A 22,104-nucleotide genomic window follows, 5' to 3' on the forward strand; every position below is an offset into this window, starting at 1 on the left:
GGGGAGGCTTTGGTGCCGGCGGTGAGCCGCGGCGACGGCAAGGTGGGCTTCCGTGACGCCCTGCCGCCGCGGTGGCAGGGCTCGCTTCCGCGACGGTGGGGGTGGGGGTCCGTGACCGTGGGGTTGGGGTGTGGGGTTCCGGGGGCCTGCGTCGCGTCGGGTGCTGTCGTGTCAACGCGTGAGCGCCGCTGCCGCGTTCCGGTCGGGTCGGGGGAACTCGGCAGCGGCGCTCGTACGTTGACGCTGCGACGCGGTGACGGACGGCTCAGCGGCCGGTGCCGCCGTCGGCGTTGGGGCCGTCGTAGTCCTCGCCGTAGGCGCCCTTGGCGGGGCGGCGACGGCGCATGGGCGGCTCGACGCCGTCGGCGAGGCGGCGGGCGGTGAGCAGGAAACCGGTGTGGCCGATCATCCGGTGGTCGGGACGGACGGCCAGGCCCTCCACGTGCCAGTTGCGGATCATCGTCTCCCAGGAGGTCGGCTCGTTGAAGCAGCCGATCTCGCGGATGGACTCGACGGTCCGCGCGAGCTGGGTGGTGGTGGCGACGTAGCAGCACAGGATGCCGCCGGGCACGAGTGCCTTGGAGACGGCTTCCAGGCACTCCCAGGGCGCGAGCATGTCGAGGATGACACGGTCGACGTCGGTGTCCGAGAGGTTGTCCTGGAGGTCGCCGACGGTGAGCTGCCAGGCGGGGTGCGGACCGCCGAAGTAGCGCTCCACGTTCTGCTGGGCGATCTCGGCGAAGTCCTCGCGGCGCTCGTAGCTGTGCAGCATGCCCTGGTCGCCGATGGCGCGCAGCAGGAAGCTGCTGAGCGAGCCGGAGCCGACGCCGGCTTCGACGACGCGGGCGCCGGGGAAGATGTCGGCGAAGGAGAGGATCTGCCCCGCGTCCTTGGGGTAGACGACGGCGGCCCCGCGGGGCATGGACAGGACGTAGTCGGGGAGCAGGGGGCGCAGCGCGAGGTAGGCGACGTTGCCGGTGGTGCGGACAACGCTGCCCTCGGGAGCGCCGATCAGTTCGTCGTGCGGGAAGGAGCCCTTGTGGGTGTGGAAGTTCTTCCCGGCTTCGAGCGTGAACGTGTAGTGGCGGCCCTTGGGGTCGGTCAGCTGAACCTGGTCCCCGACCTTGAAGGGCCCGCGCCTGCGGGCGGCACCGGTCGGTTCGGACATGTGAACAGCCTACCGGGGTTTGTGGAGGCCACCGACCACGGGGAACGCGCACCGCCTGGGCGGAGCGGCGCTCAGCTGGGGCGGGCCATGGCCCGGACGAAGGCGCGCTCGACGTCGGCCGCCGACAGGACTCCGTAGATCTCGCCGGTCTCCTCGACCACCAGGTACTCGGTGGCGGGGGTGGCGCGCAGCACGTCGAGGAGGTCCTCTCCCGCCAGTTCCGCGGAGACGCGCATGCCGTCGGTGAGGTCCTGGGCGAGGCCGCTGACGGCGACCCAGGGGCGGCGGTGCTCGGGCACGCCGACGATGGCGGCCTCGCGGACCAGGGAGAGGGGGTTGCCGTCGGCGTCGACGACGACCAGGGCGCGGGCCCCGGCGGCGTTGGCGCGGCGCAGGGCCTCGGAGAGGGGGGTCTCGGTCTCCACGGGGACGGCGCGGCGGGTGAGGGTGCGGGCGCGCAGCTCCGGGAGGTGCTCGCGCAGCCTCGCCATGCGCAGGCTGTTGCCGGCGCCGGTCCAGATGATCGCCGCCAGGACGGCGGCGAGCAGGCCGTCGGTGAGGGCGTCCATCCCGTTGGCGTCCTCGGCGCCGCCGCCGAAGGCGCCCGAGTAGTTGAGCAGCGGGAGGCCGATCAGGACGGCGACGGCGAGGGCGCGGCCGACCCAGGCGGCGGCGACGGTGCCGCTCATGGGCCTGCCGGTGATCTTCCAGACGACGGCGCGGAGCATCCGGCCGCCGTCGAGGGGCAGGCCGGGCAGGAGGTTGAAGATGGCCACGATGAGGTTGGAGACCATCAGGCCGGCCAGCAGGACGCCGGGGACCGTGCCGGGCTCGACGGGTTGCATGGCGAGGTAGAAGAGGCCGGAGAGGGCGAGGGAGAGCAGGGGGCCGACGAAGGCCAGCACGAACTCCCGCCCGGGGGTCTCCGCCTCCTTCTCGATCTCGGAGACGCCGCCGAAGAACTGCAGCTGGATGCGGCGGACGGGGAGTTTGAAGCGGATCGCGGCGACCGTGTGGGCGAGTTCGTGGACCAGGACGGAGGCGTAGAAGGCGATGGCGAAGAAGAGAGAGACGAGGTAGCGGGCGGCGCCGAGTTCGGGCAGCACGCGGTCGAGCTGGCCGCCGAAGACCCAGGTGATCAGCGCGGCGACGATGAACCAGCTGGGGGCGACGTACACGGGTACGCCGAAGGGCCGCCCCATGAGCAGCCCGCCGCCCGGTTCCCTGGGCCGCCGCGGCGGCTGCCCCTTCGCCATACCGGAGTGCTCGTGACCATGGCCGCCGAACTCGTCGTCGCCGGTGGCGCCGGACTCGTCGGGGCCGGACTCCTCGGGGCCGGAGACGCCGGGGCCGGAGACGCCGGAGGCACCGGACTCGTCCGGGCCGGAGACGCCGGAGGCACCGGACTCGTCAGGGTCGGACGGGCCGGGGCCGGAGGTGCCGGGGGTGGGGGTTTCGTCGGTGGCGGAGGCCGGTGGTTCGGAAGGCGTCTTCGGGTTCTTGTTCTCCGGGGTGGGCGTCTCGGCGGGCGGTGCGGGCTCCGACTCCGGTTTCCCGGTGTCGGCGGGTGTCCCGGCCCGTGGCGGAGCCGTCGGGGCGTCGGTGGGGTCCGGGCCTCCGTCGTTGGTCGGGGCCGTAGGACCTGCGGGCCGCTCGGTCGGTTCGGCGTCGTCCGACCGGGGCTGCCCGCTCCCGCCGCTCACGTCCACGGTGTCCCCTCGTTAGAAGCATCGTCTCCGGTCGATGGTATGCGGCCGTCGTGACGCGTTTCGCCCCGGCACCCCTTGTGTTGGCCGGGGCGTCGCGCGGGTTGGGTGACTGTCAGTGGCGGGCCGTATGGTCTGTGGTCATGGAGAGCAGCATCGAGGACGCCTCGCCGGCTCAGGACGCAGCCGTCGCTCAGGGGGAAGGGCCGGTCACGGCGGTGCGGGCGGCGGCGGCCGGTCCGCCGGCCTCGCTGTCGCCGTCGCGGGCCAGTGACTTCATGCAGTGTCCGTTGCTGTACCGGTTCCGGGTCATCGACCGGCTGCCGGAGAAGCCGAGCGAGGCGGCGACCCGGGGGACGCTGGTGCACGCGGTCCTGGAGCGGCTCTTCGACGCGCCGGCCACGGAGCGGACGGTGCCGCGGGCCAAGTCGCTGGTTCCGGGGCAGTGGGACCGGCTGCGGGAGAGCAGGCCGGAGGTCGGTGAGCTGTTCGCGGACGATCCCGAGGGCGAGCGGCTGGCCCGCTGGCTGGGTGAGGCGGAGCAGCTCGTCGAGCGCTGGTTCACGCTGGAGGATCCGTCGCGGCTGGAGCCGGTGGAGCGGGAGCTGTTCGTCGAGACGGAGCTGGAGTCGGGGCTGCGGCTGCGCGGGATCATCGACCGGGTCGACGTCGCGCCGACGGGTGAGGTGCGGATCGTCGACTACAAGACCGGCAAGGCGCCGCGACCGGAGTACGCCGAGGGCGCGCTGTTCCAGATGAAGTTCTACGCCCTGGTGGTGTGGCGGCTGAAGAACGTGGTGCCGAGGCGGCTGCAGCTGGTCTACCTCGGCAGCGGTGACGTGCTGACGTACGACCCGGTGCTCGCCGATCTGGAGCGGGTGGAGCGCAAGCTGCTCGCGCTGTGGGAGGCGATCCGGCAGGCGACGGAGTCCGGGGAGTGGCGGCCGCGTCCGACGAAGCTGTGCGGCTGGTGCGACCACCAGGCGCACTGCCCGGAGTTCGGTGGCACTCCCCCGCCGTACCCGCTGCCGGTCAGGTCGGCGGAGTCCGGGGACCTTCCGCAGGGCAGAATGGGCGCGGACTAGCGAAGGAGACTCACCGTGGCCATCCGCGTCCTACTGGTCGACGACCAGCCACTGCTGCGAACCGGATTCCGGATGATCCTGGAGGCCGAGCAGGACATCGCGGTCGTGGGCGAGGCCGGAGACGGCCTCCAGGCTCTCGACCAGGTGCGCGCCCTCCAGCCGGATGTGGTGCTGATGGACATCCGTATGCCCCGGATGGACGGCGTGGAGGCGACGCGGCAGATCACCGGTCCCGGCCGGGACGGCCCGGCGAAGGTGCTGGTGCTGACCACGTTCGATCTCGACGAGTACGTGGTGGAGGCGCTGCGCGCGGGCGCCAGCGGCTTCCTGCTGAAGGACGCCCCGGCCAACGAGCTGGTGCAGGCGATCCGGGTGGTGGCGGGCGGCGAGGCGATGCTGGCGCCGAGCATCACGCGCCGGCTGCTGGACAAGTACGCCACGCATCTGCCGTCCGGCGAGGAGCCGGTGCCGGACACCCTGCACACGCTCACCGACCGTGAGGTGGAGGTACTGAAGCTGGTCGCGCGGGGTCTGTCGAACGCGGAGATCGCCGCCGATCTGTTCGTCAGCGAGACCACGGTGAAGACCCATGTGGGGCATGTGCTGACCAAGCTGGGGCTGCGGGACCGGGTGCAGGCCGCGGTGTACGCGTACGAGAGCGGTCTGGTGCGGCCCGGCGCGCAGTAGGCCGAGGAAACGGCAAGGGCGCCCCCTCTCCGTGGAGAGGGGGCGCCCTTCGCGTCGTGTGACCGGTCGTCAGCTGCTGGAGCCGCGGCCGAGCTCCCACAGCTGGAGGCTGGCGGAGGAGTTGAGGGCGTAGGCGACGCCCGTGATGTCGTCGCGGGCGGCGACGAACTGCTTGCCCTGCCACAGCGGCAGCACCGGGACGTCGTCGGCGACGTCGTCCTGGATCTCGGTCAGGCTGCCGGAGGCGCTGGCCCGGTCGGCCGTGCGGCGGGACTCCGGGATCAGCGTGTTGATGATCCGGTTGTTGGTGTAGGGCGACTTGAGGAAGTTGTCCTTGTCGAGGAACGGCGCGAGGAAGTTGTCGGCGTCCGGGAAGTCGGGGAACCAACCCATGCCGTAGACGTCGTAGTCGCCCTTGCGTTCGGCCGTCTGGTACTTCGACCAGGGGGTGCCCTCGATGCTGACGTCGAACAGGCCGCTGTCGTTGAGCTGCTGCTTGAGGACCTCGAACTCCTGCTTGGTGGCCGGACCGTAGTGGTCGGTCGTGTAGTGCAGCGTGAGCTTCACCGGGGTGGTGATGTTCGCCGCCGTCAGCAGGCTCTTGGCCTTGGAGACGTTCGGGTCGCCGTACTTGTTGAAGAAGGAGTTGGAGTGCCCGGTCACGGAGGCCGGGACCAGCGAGTACAGCGGCTCGGCCTGGGTGCCGTACACCTTGGCGACGAGTTCGTCACGGTTGATGACCTGGGCCATGGCCTGGCGGACGGCCTTGGACTTGACCGTGGGCGCGTCGGTGTTGAAGCCGAGGTAGCGGATCTCCAGGCCGGACATCTCGACGAGGTCGACGTTGGCGTCGTCGCCGGTGTCGAGCTTCTTGATCTGGGACGGCGACATGGTGCGGGTCATCAGGTCGATGTCGCCCTTGTCGATGGCCTCGCCCATGGCGTCGGCGTCCTTGTACGAGCGCATGACGACCTGCTCGTTGTTCACCTTCACGCTGCCCTTGTAGTTGGGGTTCTTGGTGAAGGTGGCGGAGACGATCTCGTCGTTCTTGACGTCGGCCTTGAAGGTGTAGGGCCCGGAGCCGTCGATGTCGAAGCCGTCGCGGAGCTTGCCCTTCTCGTAGTCCTTCGGGTTCACGATGCCCGCGACCGGAGTGGACAGCTTGTACGGGAAGGTGGCGTCGGGGGTCTTGAGGTGGAAGATGACCTCGCGGTCGCCCTGGGTCTCGATGGTGTCGATGTTCGAGAGGAGGGCGTAGACGCCGGTGTCGGACTTGATTCGCAGGGCGCGCTGCATGGACCACTTGACGTCCTCGGCGGTGACGGCGTTGCCGTCGGAGAACTCCAGGCCCTCGCGCAGCTTGCAGGCGTAGCGCTCACTGCCGCTGTCGGTGAAGGAGCAGCTCTCGGCCGCGTCGGGGACCGGGTCGCCCTCGCCCTTGGGCTGGCTCATCAGGGTCTGCACCGTCTGACGCAGGATGTTCCAGCCGCCGACGTCGTAGGAGTAGGCGGGGTCGACCGGCGCCGGGGCGTCCTTCGTGGCGGTGAACCGGTCGGTGGTGCCGACGACGATCGCGCCGTCACTCGCGCTGCCACTGCCGGATCCACCGCACGCGGCGAGAACCGGAGTGAGCAGGCCGATCACAGCCGGCAGCACCAAAGTCTTGCGGTTCATGCTCGAAGTTCTCCAGAGCTGTTCGAGTCCGTGTATCCGGCATGCAGGGGTGTCGAAGCGGACCACGGGGGTAACGGCGATGTTCTCGCGATGAGATTAGTCCGCGCCCGCAGGAGGGTTCACGGGCGCATGAGTTGAGGTCCCATCACGCAGTGGAACCGGCTGCGGACAGACCGAAAACCCGACGGCGGCAGGATTAGTGCAGCCTCCCCCCAATCGGGACACAAGGGTGCCTGAATTCCTCCCGATCAGGGGGGAAGCGGCACACCCGGGCAACGTTGTCGACCCCCGTGCACGTGGGGAACGTCACACGCGCAAGCCGAGGGGTGGGGATCGGAATTCAGCCGGTTGAACAGTTGCGAATTTCGTTGAATGACCTACGCCGGGATTTCACCCAATGCTCTTCGCACGCTGGGTGAACGGCTAGCGCATTTCCGTCATCAGCCCGCGCAGGAATGCCAGGTCGACCTCTTCCAGGGAAGTGACCACGGTGCGCCGCTCGGCCGGGGCGATGGGCGCGACCGACGGTACGGCCACCACCTGGCACCCGGCGGCCTCGGCCGCGGCGACACCGGTCGCGGTGTCCTCGACGACCGCGCATCTGGCCGGATCGACCCCGAGGCCGGCGGCGGCGAGCAGATACGGGTCCGGATAGGGCTTGGTGCGGGAGACCTCGTCGCCGGCGACGGACAGGGTGAAGTGCTCGGGGCCCAGCGAGGTCAGGACACGGTCGATGATGCGCCGGTGCGAGGCGGAGACCAGGGCGGTGGGAATCTGCTGCTCGTAGAGTTCGGCGAGCAGCCGCTTGGCGCCCGGCATCAGCGGCAGGGCGGTGCCGATGCGCTGCTCGAAGCCGTCGTTGAGCAGCACGCTGAGTTCGGCGAGCGTGATGGCCGCTCCGGTGGCCTCGATGAGGAACCCGGCGCTGCGGGTCATGGGGCCGCCGACCACGACATGGCGCCAGGACTCGTCGAGGGGGTGGCCGAGGTGGGCGAAGACCTCGACCTCGACGTCCCACCAGAAGCCCTCGGTGTCCACCAGGGTGCCGTCCATGTCGAGGAGCACCGCCTGAAGTGCCGAGCCTTCCGCCGTACGGGTTCCGAGCGCGGGGACCGTACTGGTCATCCGGGCGCACCTCCTTGAGGGACGACCAGGCCGGTTCCCATGCGGGGAACCGGCCTGCTGTGGACCGACCAGTGTACGACTTATCGGATCAGTGTGCTGTGTGGGACACGTCTCCGTGTCGCCGTACCGCTCACCGTGCGTTGAAGTACTTCGCCTCCGGGTGGTGGATCACGATGGCGTCCGTGGACTGCTCGGGGTGGAGCTGGAACTCCTCGGACAGCTGGACGCCGATCCGCTCGGGCTGGAGCAGGTCGGCGATCTTGGCGCGGTCCTCCAAATTCGGGCAGGCGCCGTAGCCGAGGGAGAAGCGGGCGCCCCGGTACTTCAGGGCGAACATGTCCTCGACGTCGCTCGGGTCCTCGCCGGCGAAGCCCAGCTCCGCACGGACGCGCGCGTGCCAGTACTCGGCGAGTGCCTCCGCCAACTGGACGGACAGGCCGTGCAGTTCGAGGTAGTCGCGGTAGGAGTTGGCCTCGAAGAGCTCGGCGGTCCGCTCGCCGATGCGGGAGCCGACGGTGACGACCTGGAGGCCGACCACGTCCGTCTCCCCCGACTCCTCCGGGCGGAAGAAGTCGGCGAGGCACAGCCGGCGGCCGCGGCGCTGGCGGGGGAAGGTGAACCGGGTGCGCTCGTTGCCGCGTTCGTCCAGGATGATCAGGTCGTCGTCCTTGGAGACGCACGGGAAGTAGCCGTAGACCACGGCCGCTTCCAGGAGGTTCTCGGTCTGGAGCTGGTCCAGCAGTCCGCGCAGCCGGGGGCGGCCGTCGGTCTCGACGAGTTCCTCGTACGACGGGCCCTCGCCGGTGCGGGCCTGCTTGAGACCCCACTGGCCCTTGAAGAGGGCGCCCTCGTCGAGCCAGCTCGCGTACTCCTTGAGCTGGATGCCCTTGATGACGCGGGTGTCCCAGAACGGCGGGGTGGGCACCGGGTTGTCGACGGCGACGTCGGAGCGGACGTGGCCCTCCTCGGGCCGCTCCTCGGCCTCGACGGTGGCGGTCGGCCGCACCCGGCGCTGCTTGAGTTCCGGCAGGCTGGCGCCGGGCACTCCGCGCTTGACGCCGATGAGCGCGTCCATCAGGCGCAGGCCCTCGAAGGCGTCGCGGGCGTAGCGGACCTCGCCCTCGTAGATCTCGTACAGGTCCTGCTCGACGTAGGAGCGGGTGAGGGCGGCGCCGCCCAGGATCACCGGGTAACTGGCCGCCAGGCCTCGCTGGTTGAGCTCCTCCAGGTTCTCCTTCATGATCACCGTGGACTTGACCAGCAGGCCTGACATGCCGATGACGTCGGCCCGGTGCTCGTCGGCGGCCTCCAGGATCGCGGAGACGGGCTGCTTGATGCCGAGGTTGACGACGTTGTAGCCGTTGTTGGACAGGATGATGTCGACGAGGTTCTTGCCGATGTCGTGGACGTCGCCGCGCACGGTGGCGAGCACGATGGTGCCCTTGCCCTCGGCGTCCGACTTCTCCATGTGCGGTTCCAGGTAGGCGACCGCGGACTTCATGACCTCGGCGGACTGGAGGACGAACGGCAGCTGCATCTGGCCGGAGCCGAACAGCTCGCCGACGACCTTCATGCCGTCCAGCAGGGTCTCGTTGACGATGTCGAGGGCGGGGCGGTCCTGGAGCGCGGCGTCCAGGTCGGCCTCCAGGCCGTTCTTCTCGCCGTCGATGATGCGGCGCTTGAGGCGCTCCTCCAGCGGGAGGGCGGCCAGTTCCTCGGCCTTGCCGGCCTTGAGGGACTTGGCGGTGGCGCCCTCGAAGAGGGCCATCAGCTTCTGGAGCGGGTCGTAGCCCTCGGTGCGGCGGTCGTAGACGAGGTCGAGGGCGGTCTGCACCTCCTCCTCGGAGAACCGGGCGATCGGCAGGATCTTGCTCGCGTGCACGATGGCCGAGTCCAGGCCCGCCTTGACGCACTCGTCGAGGAAGACGGAGTTCAGCAGGATGCGGGCGGCCGGGTTGAGGCCGAAGGAGATGTTGGACAGGCCGAGCGTGGTCTGGACGTCCGGGTGGCGGCGCTTGAGCTCGCGGATCGCCTCGATGGTGGCGATGCCGTCGCCCCGGGACTCCTCCTGACCGGTGCAGATGGTGAAGGTCAGGGTGTCGATGAGGATGTCCGACTCGTGGATGCCCCAGTTCCCGGTCAGGTCCTCGATCAGCCGCTCGGCGATCTCGACCTTCTTCTCGGGGGTGCGGGCCTGGCCCTCCTCGTCGATGGTCAGCGCGATCAGCGCGGCACCGTGCTCGCGCGCCAGCGCGGTGACCTTGGCGAAGCGGGACTCCGGGCCGTCGCCGTCCTCGTAGTTGACGGAGTTGATGACGGCGCGGCCGCCGAGCTTCTCCAGTCCGGCCTGGATGACGGGGACCTCGGTGGAGTCAAGGACGATCGGCAGCGTGGAGGCGGTGGCGAAACGGCCGGCCAGCTCCCGCATGTCGGCGACGCCGTCCCGGCCGACGTAGTCCACGCAGAGGTCCAGCATGTGGGCGCCCTCGCGGATCTGCTCGCGGGCCATCTCCACACAGTCGTCCCAGCGGGCGTCCAGCATGGCCTCGCGGAACTTCTTGGAACCGTTGGCGTTGGTGCGCTCACCGATGGCCAGGTACGAGGTGTCCTGGCGGAACGGGACGGTCTGGTAGAGGGAGGCGGCGCCGGGCTCGGGGCGCGGGCTGCGCTCGGGCGGGGTGACGCCCCGGACCCGCTCGACGACCTGGCGCAGGTGCTCGGGGGTGGTGCCGCAGCAGCCGCCGATGAGGGAGAGGCCGTAGTCCCGTACGAAGGTCTCGTGGGCGTCGGCCAGCTCCGAGGGGGTGAGCGGGTAGCTGGCGCCGTCCTTGCCGAGGACGGGCAGGCCGGCGTTCGGCATGCACGACAGCGCGATACGGGAGTGCCGGGAGAGGTAGCGCAGGTGCTCGCTCATCTCGGCGGGGCCGGTGGCGCAGTTCATGCCGATCATGTCGATGCCGAGCGGCTCCAGCGCGGTGAGCGCGGCGCCGATCTCGGAGCCCAGCAGCATGGTGCCGGTCGTCTCGACGGTGACGGAGACGATGATCGGGACGTCCAGGCCGGCGATCTCGCGGGCGCGGTGGGCGCCGATCACGGCGGCCTTGGTCTGGAGCAGGTCCTGGGTGGTCTCCACGATCAGCGCGTCCGCGCCGCCCGCGATCAGGCCCTCGGCGTTCTGCTGGAAGGCGTCGCGGATCGTGGTGTACCCGATGTGGCCGAGGGTGGGCAGCTTGGTGCCGGGGCCGATGGAGCCGAGCACCCAGCGCGGGCGGCCGTCGCGGGCGAGATAGCCGTCGGCGGTCTCGCGGGCGATCCGGGCGCCCGCCTCGGAGAGTTCGTAGACGCGCTCGGGGATGTCGTACTCGGCCATCGCCGCGTAGTTGGCGCCGAAGGTGTTGGTCTCGACGCAGTCCACGCCCACGTCGAAGTACGCCTCGTGGACCGAGCGGACGATGTCGGGGCGGGTCAGGTTCAGGATCTCGTTGCAGCCCTCCAGCTGCTGGAAGTCGTCGAGGGTGGGGTCCTGAGCCTGGAGCATGGTGCCCATGGCTCCGTCGGCGACCACCACACGGGTGGCGAGCGCCTCTCGGAGCGCGGACACACGGGTCCGGCTGTCGGCGGAAGGGGACGGTGGCGACGAGGCCATGAAGGGCTCCCTTGGATGCGACGGCTGTCGGCTATGCGGTCCGTCGGGCCGGGCCCGGGCGTGGACGCACTGCGCCAGCCTAACCGGGTGTGGGCTTGGATGGGCAGGGCGTCCATGTGGCGGACGAGTGAGGGGGCACCGGTGGGGCGGCCGGATGGGCGAGTATGTCGCCCACCATGGCGTCCGCGCCGCGCCCGGGCACCGCGGGTGAGGTGAGCCATGGGGACCACACCTGCGATGGGCAGGGACCACGCCAGGTGTAACAGGTGTCGACCGACCATTAGCGGAGAGTCGACATGGACCGGTAGTGTTCGACATTGCCGAACGACGGTTACGGCAGTCTTACGGCGAGGGTCGTAGGGGACGGAGGCAGGACTGCGATGGCACGGAACATCCAGTCGCTCGAACGGGCGGCCGCGATGCTGCGGCTGCTCGCGGGCGGCGAGCGACGGCTCGGCCTGTCCGACATCGCCTCGTCACTGGGTCTGGCCAAGGGCACCGCGCACGGCATATTGCGCACCCTGCAGCAGGAGGGGTTCGTCGAGCAGGAGGAGACCTCGGGGCGCTACCAGCTGGGCGCCGAGCTGCTGCGGCTCGGCACCACCTATCTGGACGTGCACGAGCTGCGCGCCCGGGCGCTGGTGTGGACGGACGACCTGGCCCGGTCCAGCGGGGAGAGCGTCTACCTGGGCGTTCTCCATCAGCAGGGCGTGCTGATCGTGCACCACGTGTTCCGGCCCGACGACAGCCGGCAGGTGCTGGAGATCGGGGCGATGCAGCCGCTGCACTCCACAGCCCTCGGCAAGGTGCTGTCGGCCTACGACCCGGTGGCGCACAGCGAGGCCCTGGAGGCCGACCGCAAGCCGTTCACCGACCGTACGACCTGCGACCTGGACGCTTTCGAACACATCCTCGACATCACGCGCGCACGGGGGTACGCGGCGGACGTGGAGGAGACCTGGGAGGGTGTGGCCTCGGTCGCGGCCCCGATCCACGACCGGCGGCGCATGCCGGTGGGCGCGGTGGGCATCACGGGCGCGGTGGAGCGGCTGCGCAAGGACGGGGAGCTGCAGCCCGAGCTGATCGCGGCGGTGCGGGACTGCGCCCGGGCGGTCTCCCGCGACCTGGGCGCGGGACGGTTCTGACCACCCTCCGCTGATCATCACTGAGGCCGGTCCGCCTGTCGGCGGACCGGCCTCAGTCGTACTCTGATGTGGACAAAACAGAACAAAAGGGGAGTTCAGCGGGGCTGCCGCAGCACATCCGGCCCGCGATCCCGACAAAGATCGACAACTCACGGCAATCAATAACGATCGCGCTTTCGGTAACAGAACTCTTGACGCACGCGTAACGCCGGGGCGAGACTCCCGTCCATCGGTCGGCATTGTCGAACACCTACCGGCAATACGCGCTAGAGTGTGACAACGCCAAGGGCCGGATTCGCTCTCACCCACGAGGGCGCCAACACCCCGACGGGACTCGGGGTTCGGCTTCCCTGGACGAAGGACAAAGGAGTCGCGGGTGTCCAGCTCCGACATCTTCATCGGCGAGACCATCGGTACCGCCATACTCATCCTGCTCGGCGGTGGCGTGTGCGCCGCCGTCACGCTCAAGGCCTCCAAGGCCCGTAACGCCGGCTGGCTCGCCATCGCCTTCGGTTGGGGCTTCGCCGTCATGACGGCGGTCTACATCTCCGGACCTCTGTCCGGCGCCCATCTCAACCCGGCCGTCACCGTCGCCCTCGCGATCAAGAACAGCGACTGGAGCAACGTTCCGGTCTACTTCGCCGGCCAGCTGCTCGGCGCGATGATCGGCGCGACCCTGGTGTGGGTCGCCTACTACGGCCAGTTCCACGCGCACCTGACCGACAAGGAGATCGTCGGTGGCCCGGGCGCCCAGGCCACCACGGCCAAGGCCGTCGAGGCGCAGGAGAAGGGCGCCGGCCCGGTCCTCGGCATCTTCTCCACCGGTCCCGAGATCCGGAACGTGGTGCAGAACCTCGCCACGGAGATCATCGGCACCGTCGTGCTGATCCTGGCGGTCCTCACGCAGGGCCTCAACGACAAGGGCAACGGCCTCGGTGTGCTGGGCGGCCTGATCACCGCGCTGGTGGTCGTCTCCATCGGTCTCTCGCTCGGCGGTCCGACGGGCTACGCCATCAACCCGGCCCGTGACCTCGGCCCGCGTATCGTGCACGCGCTGCTCCCCCTGCCCAACAAGGGCGGTTCCGACTGGAGCTACGCCTGGATCCCGGTGGTCGGTCCGCTGATCGGCGGAGCGATAGCCGCAGGCATCTACAACGTCGCTTTTGCTTAGAAGCAGACCTCCGCTACCGGCAGACCTCCGCTGAAGCAGCAGACGTACCGCCACACACCACGGATCTTCGAGGAGCACACAGTGACCGACGCCCACACCGCAGGCCCCTTCATCGCCGCGATCGACCAGGGCACGACCTCCAGCCGCTGCATCGTCTTCGACAAGGACGGCCGTATCGTCTCGGTCGACCAGAAGGAGCACGAGCAGATCTTCCCCAAGCCGGGCTGGGTCGAACACAACGCCAACGAGATCTGGACCAACGTCCAGGAAGTCGTCGCCGGAGCCATCCAGAAGGCCGGCATCACCCGCGACGACATCAAGGCCATCGGCATCACCAACCAGCGCGAGACCACCGTGCTGTGGGACAAGAACACCGGTGAGCCCGTCTACCACGCCATCGTCTGGCAGGACACCCGCACCGACGCCCTCTGCCGGGAGCTCGGCCGCAACGTCGGCCAGGACCGCTTCCGCCGCGAGACCGGCCTCCCGCTGGCCTCCTACTTCGCCGGTCCCAAGGCCCGCTGGCTGCTCGACAACGTCGACGGCCTCAAGGAGCGCGCCGAGGCGGGCGACATCCTCTTCGGCACCATGGACACCTGGGTCATCTGGAACCTGACCGGCGGTGTCAACGGCGGCAAGCACGTCACCGACGTGACCAACGCCTCCCGCACCCTGCTCATGAACCTGCACACCACGCAGTGGGACGAGAAGATCGCCGAGTCCATCGGCGTGCCGCTGCAGATCCTGCCCGAGATCCGCTCCTCCGCCGAGGTCTACGGCGAGGTCACCGGCGGACCCCTGGGCGAGCTGCTCGGCGGCATCCCGGTGGCCTCCGCGCTCGGCGACCAGCAGGCCGCCCTGTTCGGCCAGACCTGCTTCTCCGAGGGCGAGACCAAGTCCACCTACGGCACCGGCACCTTCATGGTGATGAACACCGGTGACAAGATCATCAACTCCTACGCGGGCCTGCTGACCACGGTCGGCTACAAGATCGGCGACCAGCCGACGGTGTACGCGCTGGAGGGCTCGATCGCCGTCACCGGCTCGCTGGTGCAGTGGATGCGCGACCAGATGGGCCTGATCTCCACCGCGGCCGAGATCGAGACGCTCGCGCTCTCGGTCGAGGACAACGGCGGCGCCTACTTCGTACCGGCCTTCTCCGGCCTGTTCGCCCCGCACTGGCGCTCCGACGCCCGCGGTGTGATCGCCGGTCTCACCCGGTACGTCACCAAGGCGCACCTGGCCCGCGCGGTCCTGGAGGCCACCGCCTGGCAGACCCGCGAGATCGCCGACGCCATGGTCAAGGACTCCGGCGACGAGCTGATCGCGCTCAAGGTCGACGGTGGCATGACCGCCAACAACCTGCTGATGCAGACCCTCGCCGACGTCCTGGACGCGCCCGTGGTGCGCCCGATGGTCGCCGAGACCACCTGCCTCGGCGCCGCCTACGCCGCCGGCCTCGCCGTCGGCTTCTGGTCCAGCACCGACGAACTGCGCGCCAACTGGCGCCGGGCCGCCGAGTGGACCCCCCGCATGGACGCGGAGACCCGCGACCGTGAGTACAAGAACTGGCTCAAGGCCGTCGAGCGGACCATGGGCTGGATCGACGACGAGAGCTGACGAGAGCGCGCACCGCTCTCACGATCGAGCTCTGACGAGGAGTAAGAACCCGACATGACCAGTCAGTCCACCCTGCAGTCCGTACCTGCCCTGGGGACGCACCCGGCCTCCGGCTCGAACCCGAGCCGGGCCGAGACCAGGGAGCAGCTCTCCAAGGCGTCGTACGACCTTCTCGTGATCGGCGGCGGCATCCTGGGCATCTCCACCGCCTGGCACGCCGCGCAGTCCGGGCTCAGGGTGGCACTGGTCGACGCCGGCGACTTCGCCGGCGCCACCTCCTCCGCCTCCTCCAAGCTCCTCCACGGCGGTCTGCGCTACCTGCAGACCGGCGCGGTGAAGCTGGTGGCGGAGAACCACTTCGAACGCCGTGCGGTCTCCCGCCAGGTGGCCCCCCACCTGGCGAACCCGCTCACGTTCTACCTCCCCGTGTACAAGGGCGGTCCGCACGGCGCGGCGAAGCTCGGAGCGGGCGTGTTCGCCTACTCCGCGCTCTCCGCGTTCGGTGACGGTGTAGGCCACCTGCTCTCGCCCGCGCGGGCGCAGCGGGACGTGCCGGAGCTGCGCACCGAGAACCTGAAGGCCGTGGCCGTGTACGGCGACGACCAGATGAACGACGCGCGCATGGCGCTGATGACGGTCCGCGCGGCCGTCGAGGCGGGCGCGGTCGTCCTCAACCACGCCCAGGTCACCGGCTTGCGCTTCACCAAGGGCCGGGTGACCGGCGCCGATCTCAAGGACGGGGTCTCCGGCGAGGAGTTCGGCGTCAACGCCCGGCTGGTGCTCAACGCGACCGGCCCCTGGGTCGACCACCTGCGCCGGCTGGAGGACCCGAACGCGGCCCCGTCCATCCGTCTGTCGAAGGGCGCGCACCTGGTCCTGAAGCGGACGGCCCCGTGGAAGGCCGCCCTCGCGACCCCCATCGACAAGTACCGGATCACCTTCGCCCTCCCCTGGGAGGACATGCTCCTGCTCGGCACCACCGACGAGGAGTACGAGGGCGACCCGGCGGACGTCTCCGTCACCGAGAAGGACATCGCCCAGATCCTGGACGAGGCCGCGTTCTCGGTCCGGGACCAGCAGCTCCGGCGCGACCTGATCACCTACGCCTTCGCGGGCCTGCGGGTGCTGCCGGGCGGCCCCGGCGACACCGCCAAGGCCAAGCGGGAGACCGTGGTCACCGAGGGCAAGGGCGGCATGCTGTCCGTCGCGGGCGGCAAGTGGACCACGTTCCGGCACATCGGCCGAACGGTGATGGAGAAGCTGGAGGCGCTGCCGGGGCACCCCCTGGGCGACGACTTCGAGCCGATCGCGTCGCTGCCGAAGAAGCTGCCGCTGCCCGGCGTCGCCAACCCCCGTGCGGTCGCCCACCGGCTGCTGGTGGACAACCCGGCCCCCGGCCCGCGCATGGCCGCCGACACGGCCAAGCACCTGGCCACCCACTACGGTTCGCTGGCCTTCGACATAGCCCGGCTCGCCAACGAGCACCCGGAGCTGGCCGAGCGGGTCCACCCGGACGCCCCGGAGATCTGGGCCCAGGTCGTCTGGGCCCGCGACCACGAGTGGGCCGAGACGACGGACGACGTGCTGCGCCGGCGTACCACCCTGACGATCCGCGGCCTGGCCACGGACGACGTCAAGGCCAAGGTCCAGGACCTGCTCGACAAGAAGTGACCCGCCGCGAGGCGGACGAGATACGGGCGGTGCGCCGGGTCCCCTGACCGGTCCGGCAGCCGCTGGAGTCCCGGCCCCGCCGTACCGGGGTCGGGTCTGCGAAGGGGGCGGCCCCTCTCCCCTAGGGAGCCGCCCCCTTCGCGCGCCCGTCGTCGGGCACCGACGGCTGCGGCGTGCACTGGCAGCCGGTCGTCAACGGCGCGCACCGGGGCCGCATATGGCTGATCACCGGCGAGGGGGCGATGCCGTTCGGCGCGGAGTTCGGGTTCACCACGGCCGAGCCGGGCCTCACCGGCCGGGTGCGGCACGCGGCGCCCGGCAAGGAGTGGTTCGACGCGGAGTGAGCCCGCCGCCCGCAGGCCACCGGCAGGCGCTGCGGCTGTGCCTGACCAGGTCGCATAATGTGGCTGAGACATCGGATGTCTCAGCGACGAGGAGGCCGGTATGGCAGTCACCGATGAGGCGATCGAGAAGATCAAGGACATGATCGTCTCCGGTGCGCTGCGCCCCGGTGACCGGTTGCCGAAGGAGAGCGAACTCGCCGCCGAACTCGGCCTGTCACGCAACTCGTTGCGGGAGGCGGTGCGCGCCCTGTCGCTGATCCGGATCCTCGACGTCCGGCAGGGCGACGGCACCTATGTCACCAGCCTGGACCCGCAACTGCTCCTGGAGGCGATGAGCTTCGTCGTCGACTTCCACCGCGACGACACGGTCCTGGAGTTCCTCGCGGTGCGCCGGATCCTGGAGCCGGCCGCGACCGCGATGGCCGCCTCCCGGATCAGCGAGCAGCAACTGGACGCGCTGGCGGCCCAGTTGGACGCGCTGGGTGCTGAACCCTCGGTGGAGGAGCTGGTCGCCTGCGACCTGGAGTTCCACCGGGGCATCGTGCAGAGCTCCGGGAACTCGGTGCTCTGCTCGCTGCTCGACGGGCTGTCCGGGCCGACCACGCGGGCCCGGATCTGGCGGGGCCTGACCCAGGAGGACGCGGTCGCCCGGACCCTGCGGGAGCACCGGGCGATCCTGGCCGCGCTGCGCGACCGGGACGCGGAGGCGGCCCGCTCCTGGGCGACCGTGCACATCGCAAGCGTGGAGCAGTGGCTGCGCAGCAGTTTGTGAAGCGCTTACTACCCGTGAGCGGTTCCTCGCCGAATCGGGGTGTTCGAGGGTGGCGAACGGGGCAGTGATCCGTTCACTCCCCCGTGCAAGGGGGCTGCGGGCGCCCCCGCCGGACGCCGTAAGGTTGGGGCGTACGCGAGGGTACGTCGGAAGGAGGCGCTGGGTGATCGAGCTGGAGGGGGTTCCCGAGCTGATCGACCCAGTCATGGTGGCCGCGTTCGAAGGCTGGAACGATGCCGGCGACGCCGCCTCCACCGCGGTCGCGCATCTGGAGCGGGAATGGAAGGGCGAGGTGTTCGCGGCCCTGGACGCCGAGGACTACTACGACTTCCAGGTGAACCGCCCCACGGTGTGGATGGACGCCGGCGTGCGCAAGATCACCTGGCCGACCACACGACTGTCGGTGGTCCGGGTCGGCGGCGACAAGCCGCGCGACCTGGTGCTGGTGCGGGGCATCGAACCGTCCATGCGCTGGCGCTCGTTCTGCAACGAGCTGCTCGGCTTCGCCCATGAGCTGGGCGTGGAGCTGGTGGTCGTCCTGGGCGCCCTGCTCGGTGACACCCCGCACACGCGTCCCGTGCCGGTCAGCGGGGTCACGTCCGACTCGGACCTGGCCCAGCGGATGGACCTGGAGGAGACCAAGTACGAGGGTCCGACGGGCATCGTCGGCGTCCTCCAGGAGGCCTGCACGCACGCGGGCGTCCCGGCGGTCTCGCTCTGGGCGGCCGTCCCGCACTACGTCTCCCAGCCGCCCAACCCGAAGGCCACGCTGGCGCTGCTGAACCGTCTGGAGGACCTGCTCGACCTGCGGATCCCGCTGGGCGAGCTGCCCGAGGACGCGCGCGCCTGGCAGGTCGGGGTGGACCAACTGGCCGCCGAGGACACCGAGGTCGCGGAGTACGTGCAGACGCTGGAGGAGGCCCGGGACACCGCCGAGCTGCCGGAGGCGTCGGGCGAGGCGATCGCTCGTGAGTTCGAGCGCTATCTCCGGCGCCGGGATGTGAACCCGCCGTCCGGCGGGCACGCCACGGCGGACGGCACCGACAGCGCGTCGTACCTGCGGGACAACCCCAGCGGCAAGACCCGGCCGCCCAGAGCGCCGAAGCCCGACACGCCCGGGACCACGGGGAATCCCGCGGACACGGACGACTCCGCGGACTCCGACGAGGACCTGGGCCCGGAGGGCGAGGACACCTCCGAGGACTGAACGAAGGCCGGACGAGGGGCGGTACGCGTGACGCGTACCGCCCCTTCTTCCTGTCACGCCTCAGGCGTCGACCACGGTGGCGGAGTACGTCGTGCCGGGCGTCGGCGCGGTCGTGAAGCGGGCGTTGGGCCGATAGAGCCTGCCGCCGTACGCGGCGACGTGGTCGAGGCGTCGTGTACCGCGTGCCCGCCGGGGGGGTTGAGCGCGCCCACGCGGCGGAGCCGCACATTGCCGGCATCCCCGCGGCCCTTGGGGGCACGGGGAGGCCGGCGCTTCGTCAGAGGGCCACGCCGAGCAGGGCGTCCACGGCCCGCGACACGACGCCCGGGGCGCCCGGGTCCGTGCCGCCCTCCGTCTGCTGTCGTGCCGCCCAGCGGTCCACCGCCGCCAGTGCCGCCGGCGCGTCCAGGTCGTTGCTCAGGGCCTCGCGGACCTCCTCCACCAGGGCTTCGGCCGGCGGGCCGTCCGGGCGGGAGACCGCTGCTCGCCAGCGGCCGAGGCGGGTGACCGCGTCCGCCAGGACCTGGTCGGTCCACTCCCAGTCCGCGCGGTAGTGGTGGGAGAGCAGGGCGAGGCGGATGGCGGCCGGGTCGACGCCGTCACGGCGCAGCTGGGAGACGAAGACCAGGTTGCCCTTGGACTTGGACATCTTCTCGCCGTCGAGGCCGACCATGCCGGCGTGGACGTACGCCTTGGCCATCGGGAACTCGCCGGTGAGCACCTGGGCGTGCGAGGCGCCCATCTCGTGGTGCGGGAAGGCGAGGTCCGAGCCGCCGCCCTGGACGTCGAAGGTCATGCCGAGGTGGTCGAGGGCGATGGCCACGCACTCGATGTGCCAGCCCGGGCGGCCGAGGCCGAGGGAGCCGCCGTCCCAGCTGGGTTCGCCCTCGCGGGCGGCCATCCACAGCATCGGGTCGAGCGGGTTCTTCTTGCCGGGGCGGTCGGGGTCGCCGCCGCGCTCGGCGGACAGCAGCCGCATGGCGGCTGCGTCGAGGTTGGAGACCTTGCCGAAGTGCGGGTCGGACTCGACGGAGAAGTAGATGTCGCCTTCGAGTTCGTAGGCCGCGCCGAGGTCGCGCAGCCGCTCGACCAGCGGCACGATGCCGGGTATCGCCTCGACCGCGCCTATGTAGTGCCGCGGCGGCAGCATCCGCAGGGCGGTCATGTCCTCGCGGAAGAGGGTCGTCTCCTTCTCGGCGAGGGCGACCCAGTCGACGCCGTCGCGCTCCGCGCGCTCCAGGAGCGGGTCGTCGACGTCCGTCACGTTCTGGACGTAGTGCACCTGCCGCTTGGTGTCGAGCCACACACGCTGAACCAGGTCGAACGCGTTGTAGGTCGCCGCGTGTCCCATGTGGGTCGCGTCGTACGGGGTGATGCCGCAGACATAGATACGGGCGACGGGACCGGGGTCGAGGGTGACAGGACCGCCGGTCGCGGTGTCGTGGATCCTCAGGTCGCGGCCCTGACCAGGCAGGGCGGGGACCTCGGAAGCGGGCCAGGCATGCATGTACATGAGCGTAACCGGACCCGAGTTCGGTATACGAACCGGACCGGGCCAGATGACCGGGAAGGCACCCTTGATCTTGCGTCCGCGATGTGCTGCGGGCCAATCACACGGGCGGCCAGGGGATGGCCGGCCACTCTCCGCTCGGTTCCGGGTGCTTTCCGGTGGTCAGCAGCGCGTCGACACGCGCGCGCGTGGCGTCGAGTTCGACGGCGGTGATCAGCTCGGTCAGCCGGGCCCCCAGTGCCCCGTCGAGGGCCTCACGGAGCTTCGTGAGGGCCTCGACGGCCTCTCCGGTGAGCGACTCCCCCGCCCAGCCCCACAGCAGGGTGCGCAGCTTGTTGTCGACGTTGAAGGTGACCCCGTGGTCGATGCCGTACAGGCGCCCGTCGGCGGTGGGCAGCAGATGGCCGCCCTTGCGGTCGGCGTTGTTGATCACGGCGTCGAGGACGGCGAGCCGGCGCAGCCGCTCGTCGTCGGCGTGCACCAGCAGCGCGGTCCTCCCCTCGCCGACCTCGGCGAACCCGATCGCCTTCCAGCCCGGCTCCGGCTCCTCGGCGTCGACCAGGGCGAGCAGGTCGGCGCTCTCGGGGTCGATGTCGATCCAGAGCTGGCACATGCCCTCGCCGTAGGGCCCGTCGCGCAGGACGGTGGGCGGGACCAGGTCCCAGCCGGTGGCCGCGGCGACCTCGTAGGCGGCGACCTCGCGCTGGGCGAGGGTGCCGTCGGGGAAGTCCCACAGCGGGCGTTCCCCGGCGACCGGCTTGTAGACGCAGGACGCTTCCGCGCCGTCGTGCGCGACCGTGCAGAACAGCGCGGCGTTGGAGGCGTCGCGGATGCGGCCGCGTACCTTCAGCTCACCGTGGACGAGCAGTTCGGCGGGGGTCACGCTCCGCGGCGGTATCCGTTCTGGCGCGGACATACGTGTCCTTCCGGGTCGAGCGGGAGGCTGCACAGCGGGCACGGCGGCCGCCCGGCGTTGACGACGTCCAGGGCGCGCTTGGCGAAGGCCCTGGCCTGCGCGCCGGACAGCCGGACCCGCAGCATCGGGGGCCCGTTCTCCTCGTCCTGCAGAAGCCGCTCCTCGGCCTCGGCGAGGTCCTCGTCGGAGTCGGCGTCCAGTTCCACGAGCGCCTGCGCCTCGACGATCATGCGCTCTTCCTCGCCGTCCCAGGCGAGCGCCATGGTGCCGACGCGGAACTCCTCCTCGATGGGGGTGTCCAGCGGGGCGCTGTCGGCGATCTCGGTGGGTGCGACGGCGGGGACGGCCGCGTTTCCGCCGCTGCGCCGGACGACCTCGTCGAGGAGTTCGTCCATGCGTTCGGCGAGCGCGGCGACCTGGGTCTTCTCCAAGGCCACGCTGGTCGTCCGGGGGCCGGCCGTGGCCTGGAGGAAGAACGTACGGCGTCCGGGCAGTCCGACGGTGCCCGCGACGAAGCGGTCCGGCGGATCGTAGAGGAACACCTGACGGGACACGTCCTGTCTCCATGGGAATCGAAAGTGCGTGGGCTCGGAAGGGCGACTGACCGTGCGGGTTGCCGGTCGGCGACTACGTGGATCGCTTCACCCTACTGCGGCT

17 protein-coding genes are annotated in these 22,104 nt (G+C 70.5%); 9 read left to right on the forward strand and 8 right to left on the reverse strand.

Annotated features, from left to right (window positions below):
* Positions 1-265: 265 nt before the first annotated feature.
* Both AB0N16_RS15420 and AB0N16_RS15425 read right to left on the reverse strand, forming a co-directional pair.
* Positions 266-1,168: a tRNA (adenine-N1)-methyltransferase gene (locus AB0N16_RS15420; protein WP_351700261.1), complete on the reverse strand. Its 903-nt coding sequence runs from the start codon at positions 1,166-1,168 to the stop codon at positions 266-268.
* Positions 1,169-1,239: 71 nt separating this feature from the next.
* Positions 1,240-2,877 carry a site-2 protease family protein gene (locus tag AB0N16_RS15425; RefSeq protein WP_365796813.1) on the reverse strand — a complete coding sequence of 546 codons (1,638 nt, stop codon included), beginning with the start codon at positions 2,875-2,877 and terminating at the stop codon, positions 1,240-1,242.
* Between the two features lie 140 nt (positions 2,878-3,017).
* Here AB0N16_RS15425 and AB0N16_RS15430 point away from each other — a divergent pair, with 140 nt between their 5' ends.
* Complete coding sequence (locus AB0N16_RS15430) at positions 3,018-3,959, forward strand: RecB family exonuclease (protein WP_365796815.1); 942 nt, start codon at positions 3,018-3,020, stop codon at positions 3,957-3,959.
* A gap of 15 nt (positions 3,960-3,974) precedes the next feature.
* Entirely contained in the window at positions 3,975-4,646 is a 672-nt protein-coding gene (locus AB0N16_RS15435) for a response regulator transcription factor (RefSeq protein WP_020939010.1), read from the forward strand.
* Between the two features lie 69 nt (positions 4,647-4,715).
* Here AB0N16_RS15435 and AB0N16_RS15440 read toward each other — a convergent pair whose 3' ends face one another.
* The 3 genes from AB0N16_RS15440 to metH form a co-directional block, all read right to left on the reverse strand.
* Entirely contained in the window at positions 4,716-6,320 is a 1,605-nt protein-coding gene (locus AB0N16_RS15440; RefSeq protein ID WP_365796817.1) for an ABC transporter substrate-binding protein, read from the reverse strand.
* A 423-nt stretch (positions 6,321-6,743) separates the two neighbouring features.
* The gene (locus tag AB0N16_RS15445; RefSeq protein WP_365796819.1) at positions 6,744-7,445 is read right to left on the reverse strand and encodes an HAD family phosphatase; all 702 of its coding nucleotides are present in this window, start codon (positions 7,443-7,445) and stop codon (positions 6,744-6,746) included.
* A gap of 130 nt (positions 7,446-7,575) precedes the next feature.
* On the reverse strand, positions 7,576-11,091 hold the full coding sequence (gene metH, locus AB0N16_RS15450) for a methionine synthase (RefSeq protein WP_365796821.1): 3,516 nt from the start codon (positions 11,089-11,091) through the stop codon (positions 7,576-7,578).
* 380 nt (positions 11,092-11,471) lie between these two features.
* Between metH and AB0N16_RS15455 the strand changes: the two genes are divergently transcribed.
* From AB0N16_RS15455 to AB0N16_RS15485, 7 genes are all read left to right on the forward strand, one after another.
* Positions 11,472-12,236 carry an IclR family transcriptional regulator gene (locus AB0N16_RS15455; protein ID WP_365796823.1) on the forward strand — a complete coding sequence of 255 codons (765 nt, stop codon included), beginning with the start codon at positions 11,472-11,474 and terminating at the stop codon, positions 12,234-12,236.
* Between the two features lie 376 nt (positions 12,237-12,612).
* Complete coding sequence (locus tag AB0N16_RS15460; RefSeq protein ID WP_365796825.1) at positions 12,613-13,407, forward strand: MIP/aquaporin family protein; 795 nt, start codon at positions 12,613-12,615, stop codon at positions 13,405-13,407.
* A gap of 81 nt (positions 13,408-13,488) precedes the next feature.
* Positions 13,489-15,027: a glycerol kinase GlpK gene (gene glpK / locus AB0N16_RS15465; RefSeq protein ID WP_365796827.1), complete on the forward strand. Its 1,539-nt coding sequence runs from the start codon at positions 13,489-13,491 to the stop codon at positions 15,025-15,027.
* 54 nt (positions 15,028-15,081) lie between these two features.
* Positions 15,082-16,698 (forward strand): glycerol-3-phosphate dehydrogenase/oxidase, encoded by a 1,617-nt coding sequence (locus tag AB0N16_RS15470; protein ID WP_365796829.1) that lies wholly within the window; start codon positions 15,082-15,084, stop codon positions 16,696-16,698.
* Between the two features lie 173 nt (positions 16,699-16,871).
* Positions 16,872-17,042: a hypothetical protein gene (locus AB0N16_RS15475; RefSeq protein ID WP_365796831.1), complete on the forward strand. Its 171-nt coding sequence runs from the start codon at positions 16,872-16,874 to the stop codon at positions 17,040-17,042.
* Between the two features lie 100 nt (positions 17,043-17,142).
* The gene (locus AB0N16_RS15480) at positions 17,143-17,814 is read left to right on the forward strand and encodes a FadR/GntR family transcriptional regulator (RefSeq protein WP_123978345.1); all 672 of its coding nucleotides are present in this window, start codon (positions 17,143-17,145) and stop codon (positions 17,812-17,814) included.
* A gap of 163 nt (positions 17,815-17,977) precedes the next feature.
* Positions 17,978-19,021, forward strand: a complete 1,044-nt coding sequence (locus AB0N16_RS15485) for a PAC2 family protein (protein WP_365796833.1) — start codon at positions 17,978-17,980, stop codon at positions 19,019-19,021.
* Positions 19,022-19,298: 277 nt separating this feature from the next.
* Here AB0N16_RS15485 and mshC read toward each other — a convergent pair whose 3' ends face one another.
* From mshC to AB0N16_RS15500, 3 genes are all read right to left on the reverse strand, one after another.
* On the reverse strand, positions 19,299-20,528 hold the full coding sequence (gene mshC, locus AB0N16_RS15490; RefSeq protein ID WP_365796835.1) for a cysteine--1-D-myo-inosityl 2-amino-2-deoxy-alpha-D-glucopyranoside ligase: 1,230 nt from the start codon (positions 20,526-20,528) through the stop codon (positions 19,299-19,301).
* Between the two features lie 103 nt (positions 20,529-20,631).
* Positions 20,632-21,447, reverse strand: a complete 816-nt coding sequence (locus AB0N16_RS15495; RefSeq protein WP_365796837.1) for an SCO1664 family protein — start codon at positions 21,445-21,447, stop codon at positions 20,632-20,634.
* Entirely contained in the window at positions 21,411-22,001 is a 591-nt protein-coding gene (locus AB0N16_RS15500) for a DUF3090 domain-containing protein (protein ID WP_365796839.1), read from the reverse strand. The genes AB0N16_RS15495 and AB0N16_RS15500 overlap by 37 nt, the downstream gene beginning before the upstream one ends.
* Between the last annotated feature and the right edge of the window lie 103 nt (positions 22,002-22,104).

The sequence above is a fragment of the Streptomyces sp. NPDC051105 genome, from assembly GCF_040682795.1.
Classification (GTDB): Bacteria; Actinomycetota; Actinomycetes; order Streptomycetales; family Streptomycetaceae; genus Streptomyces.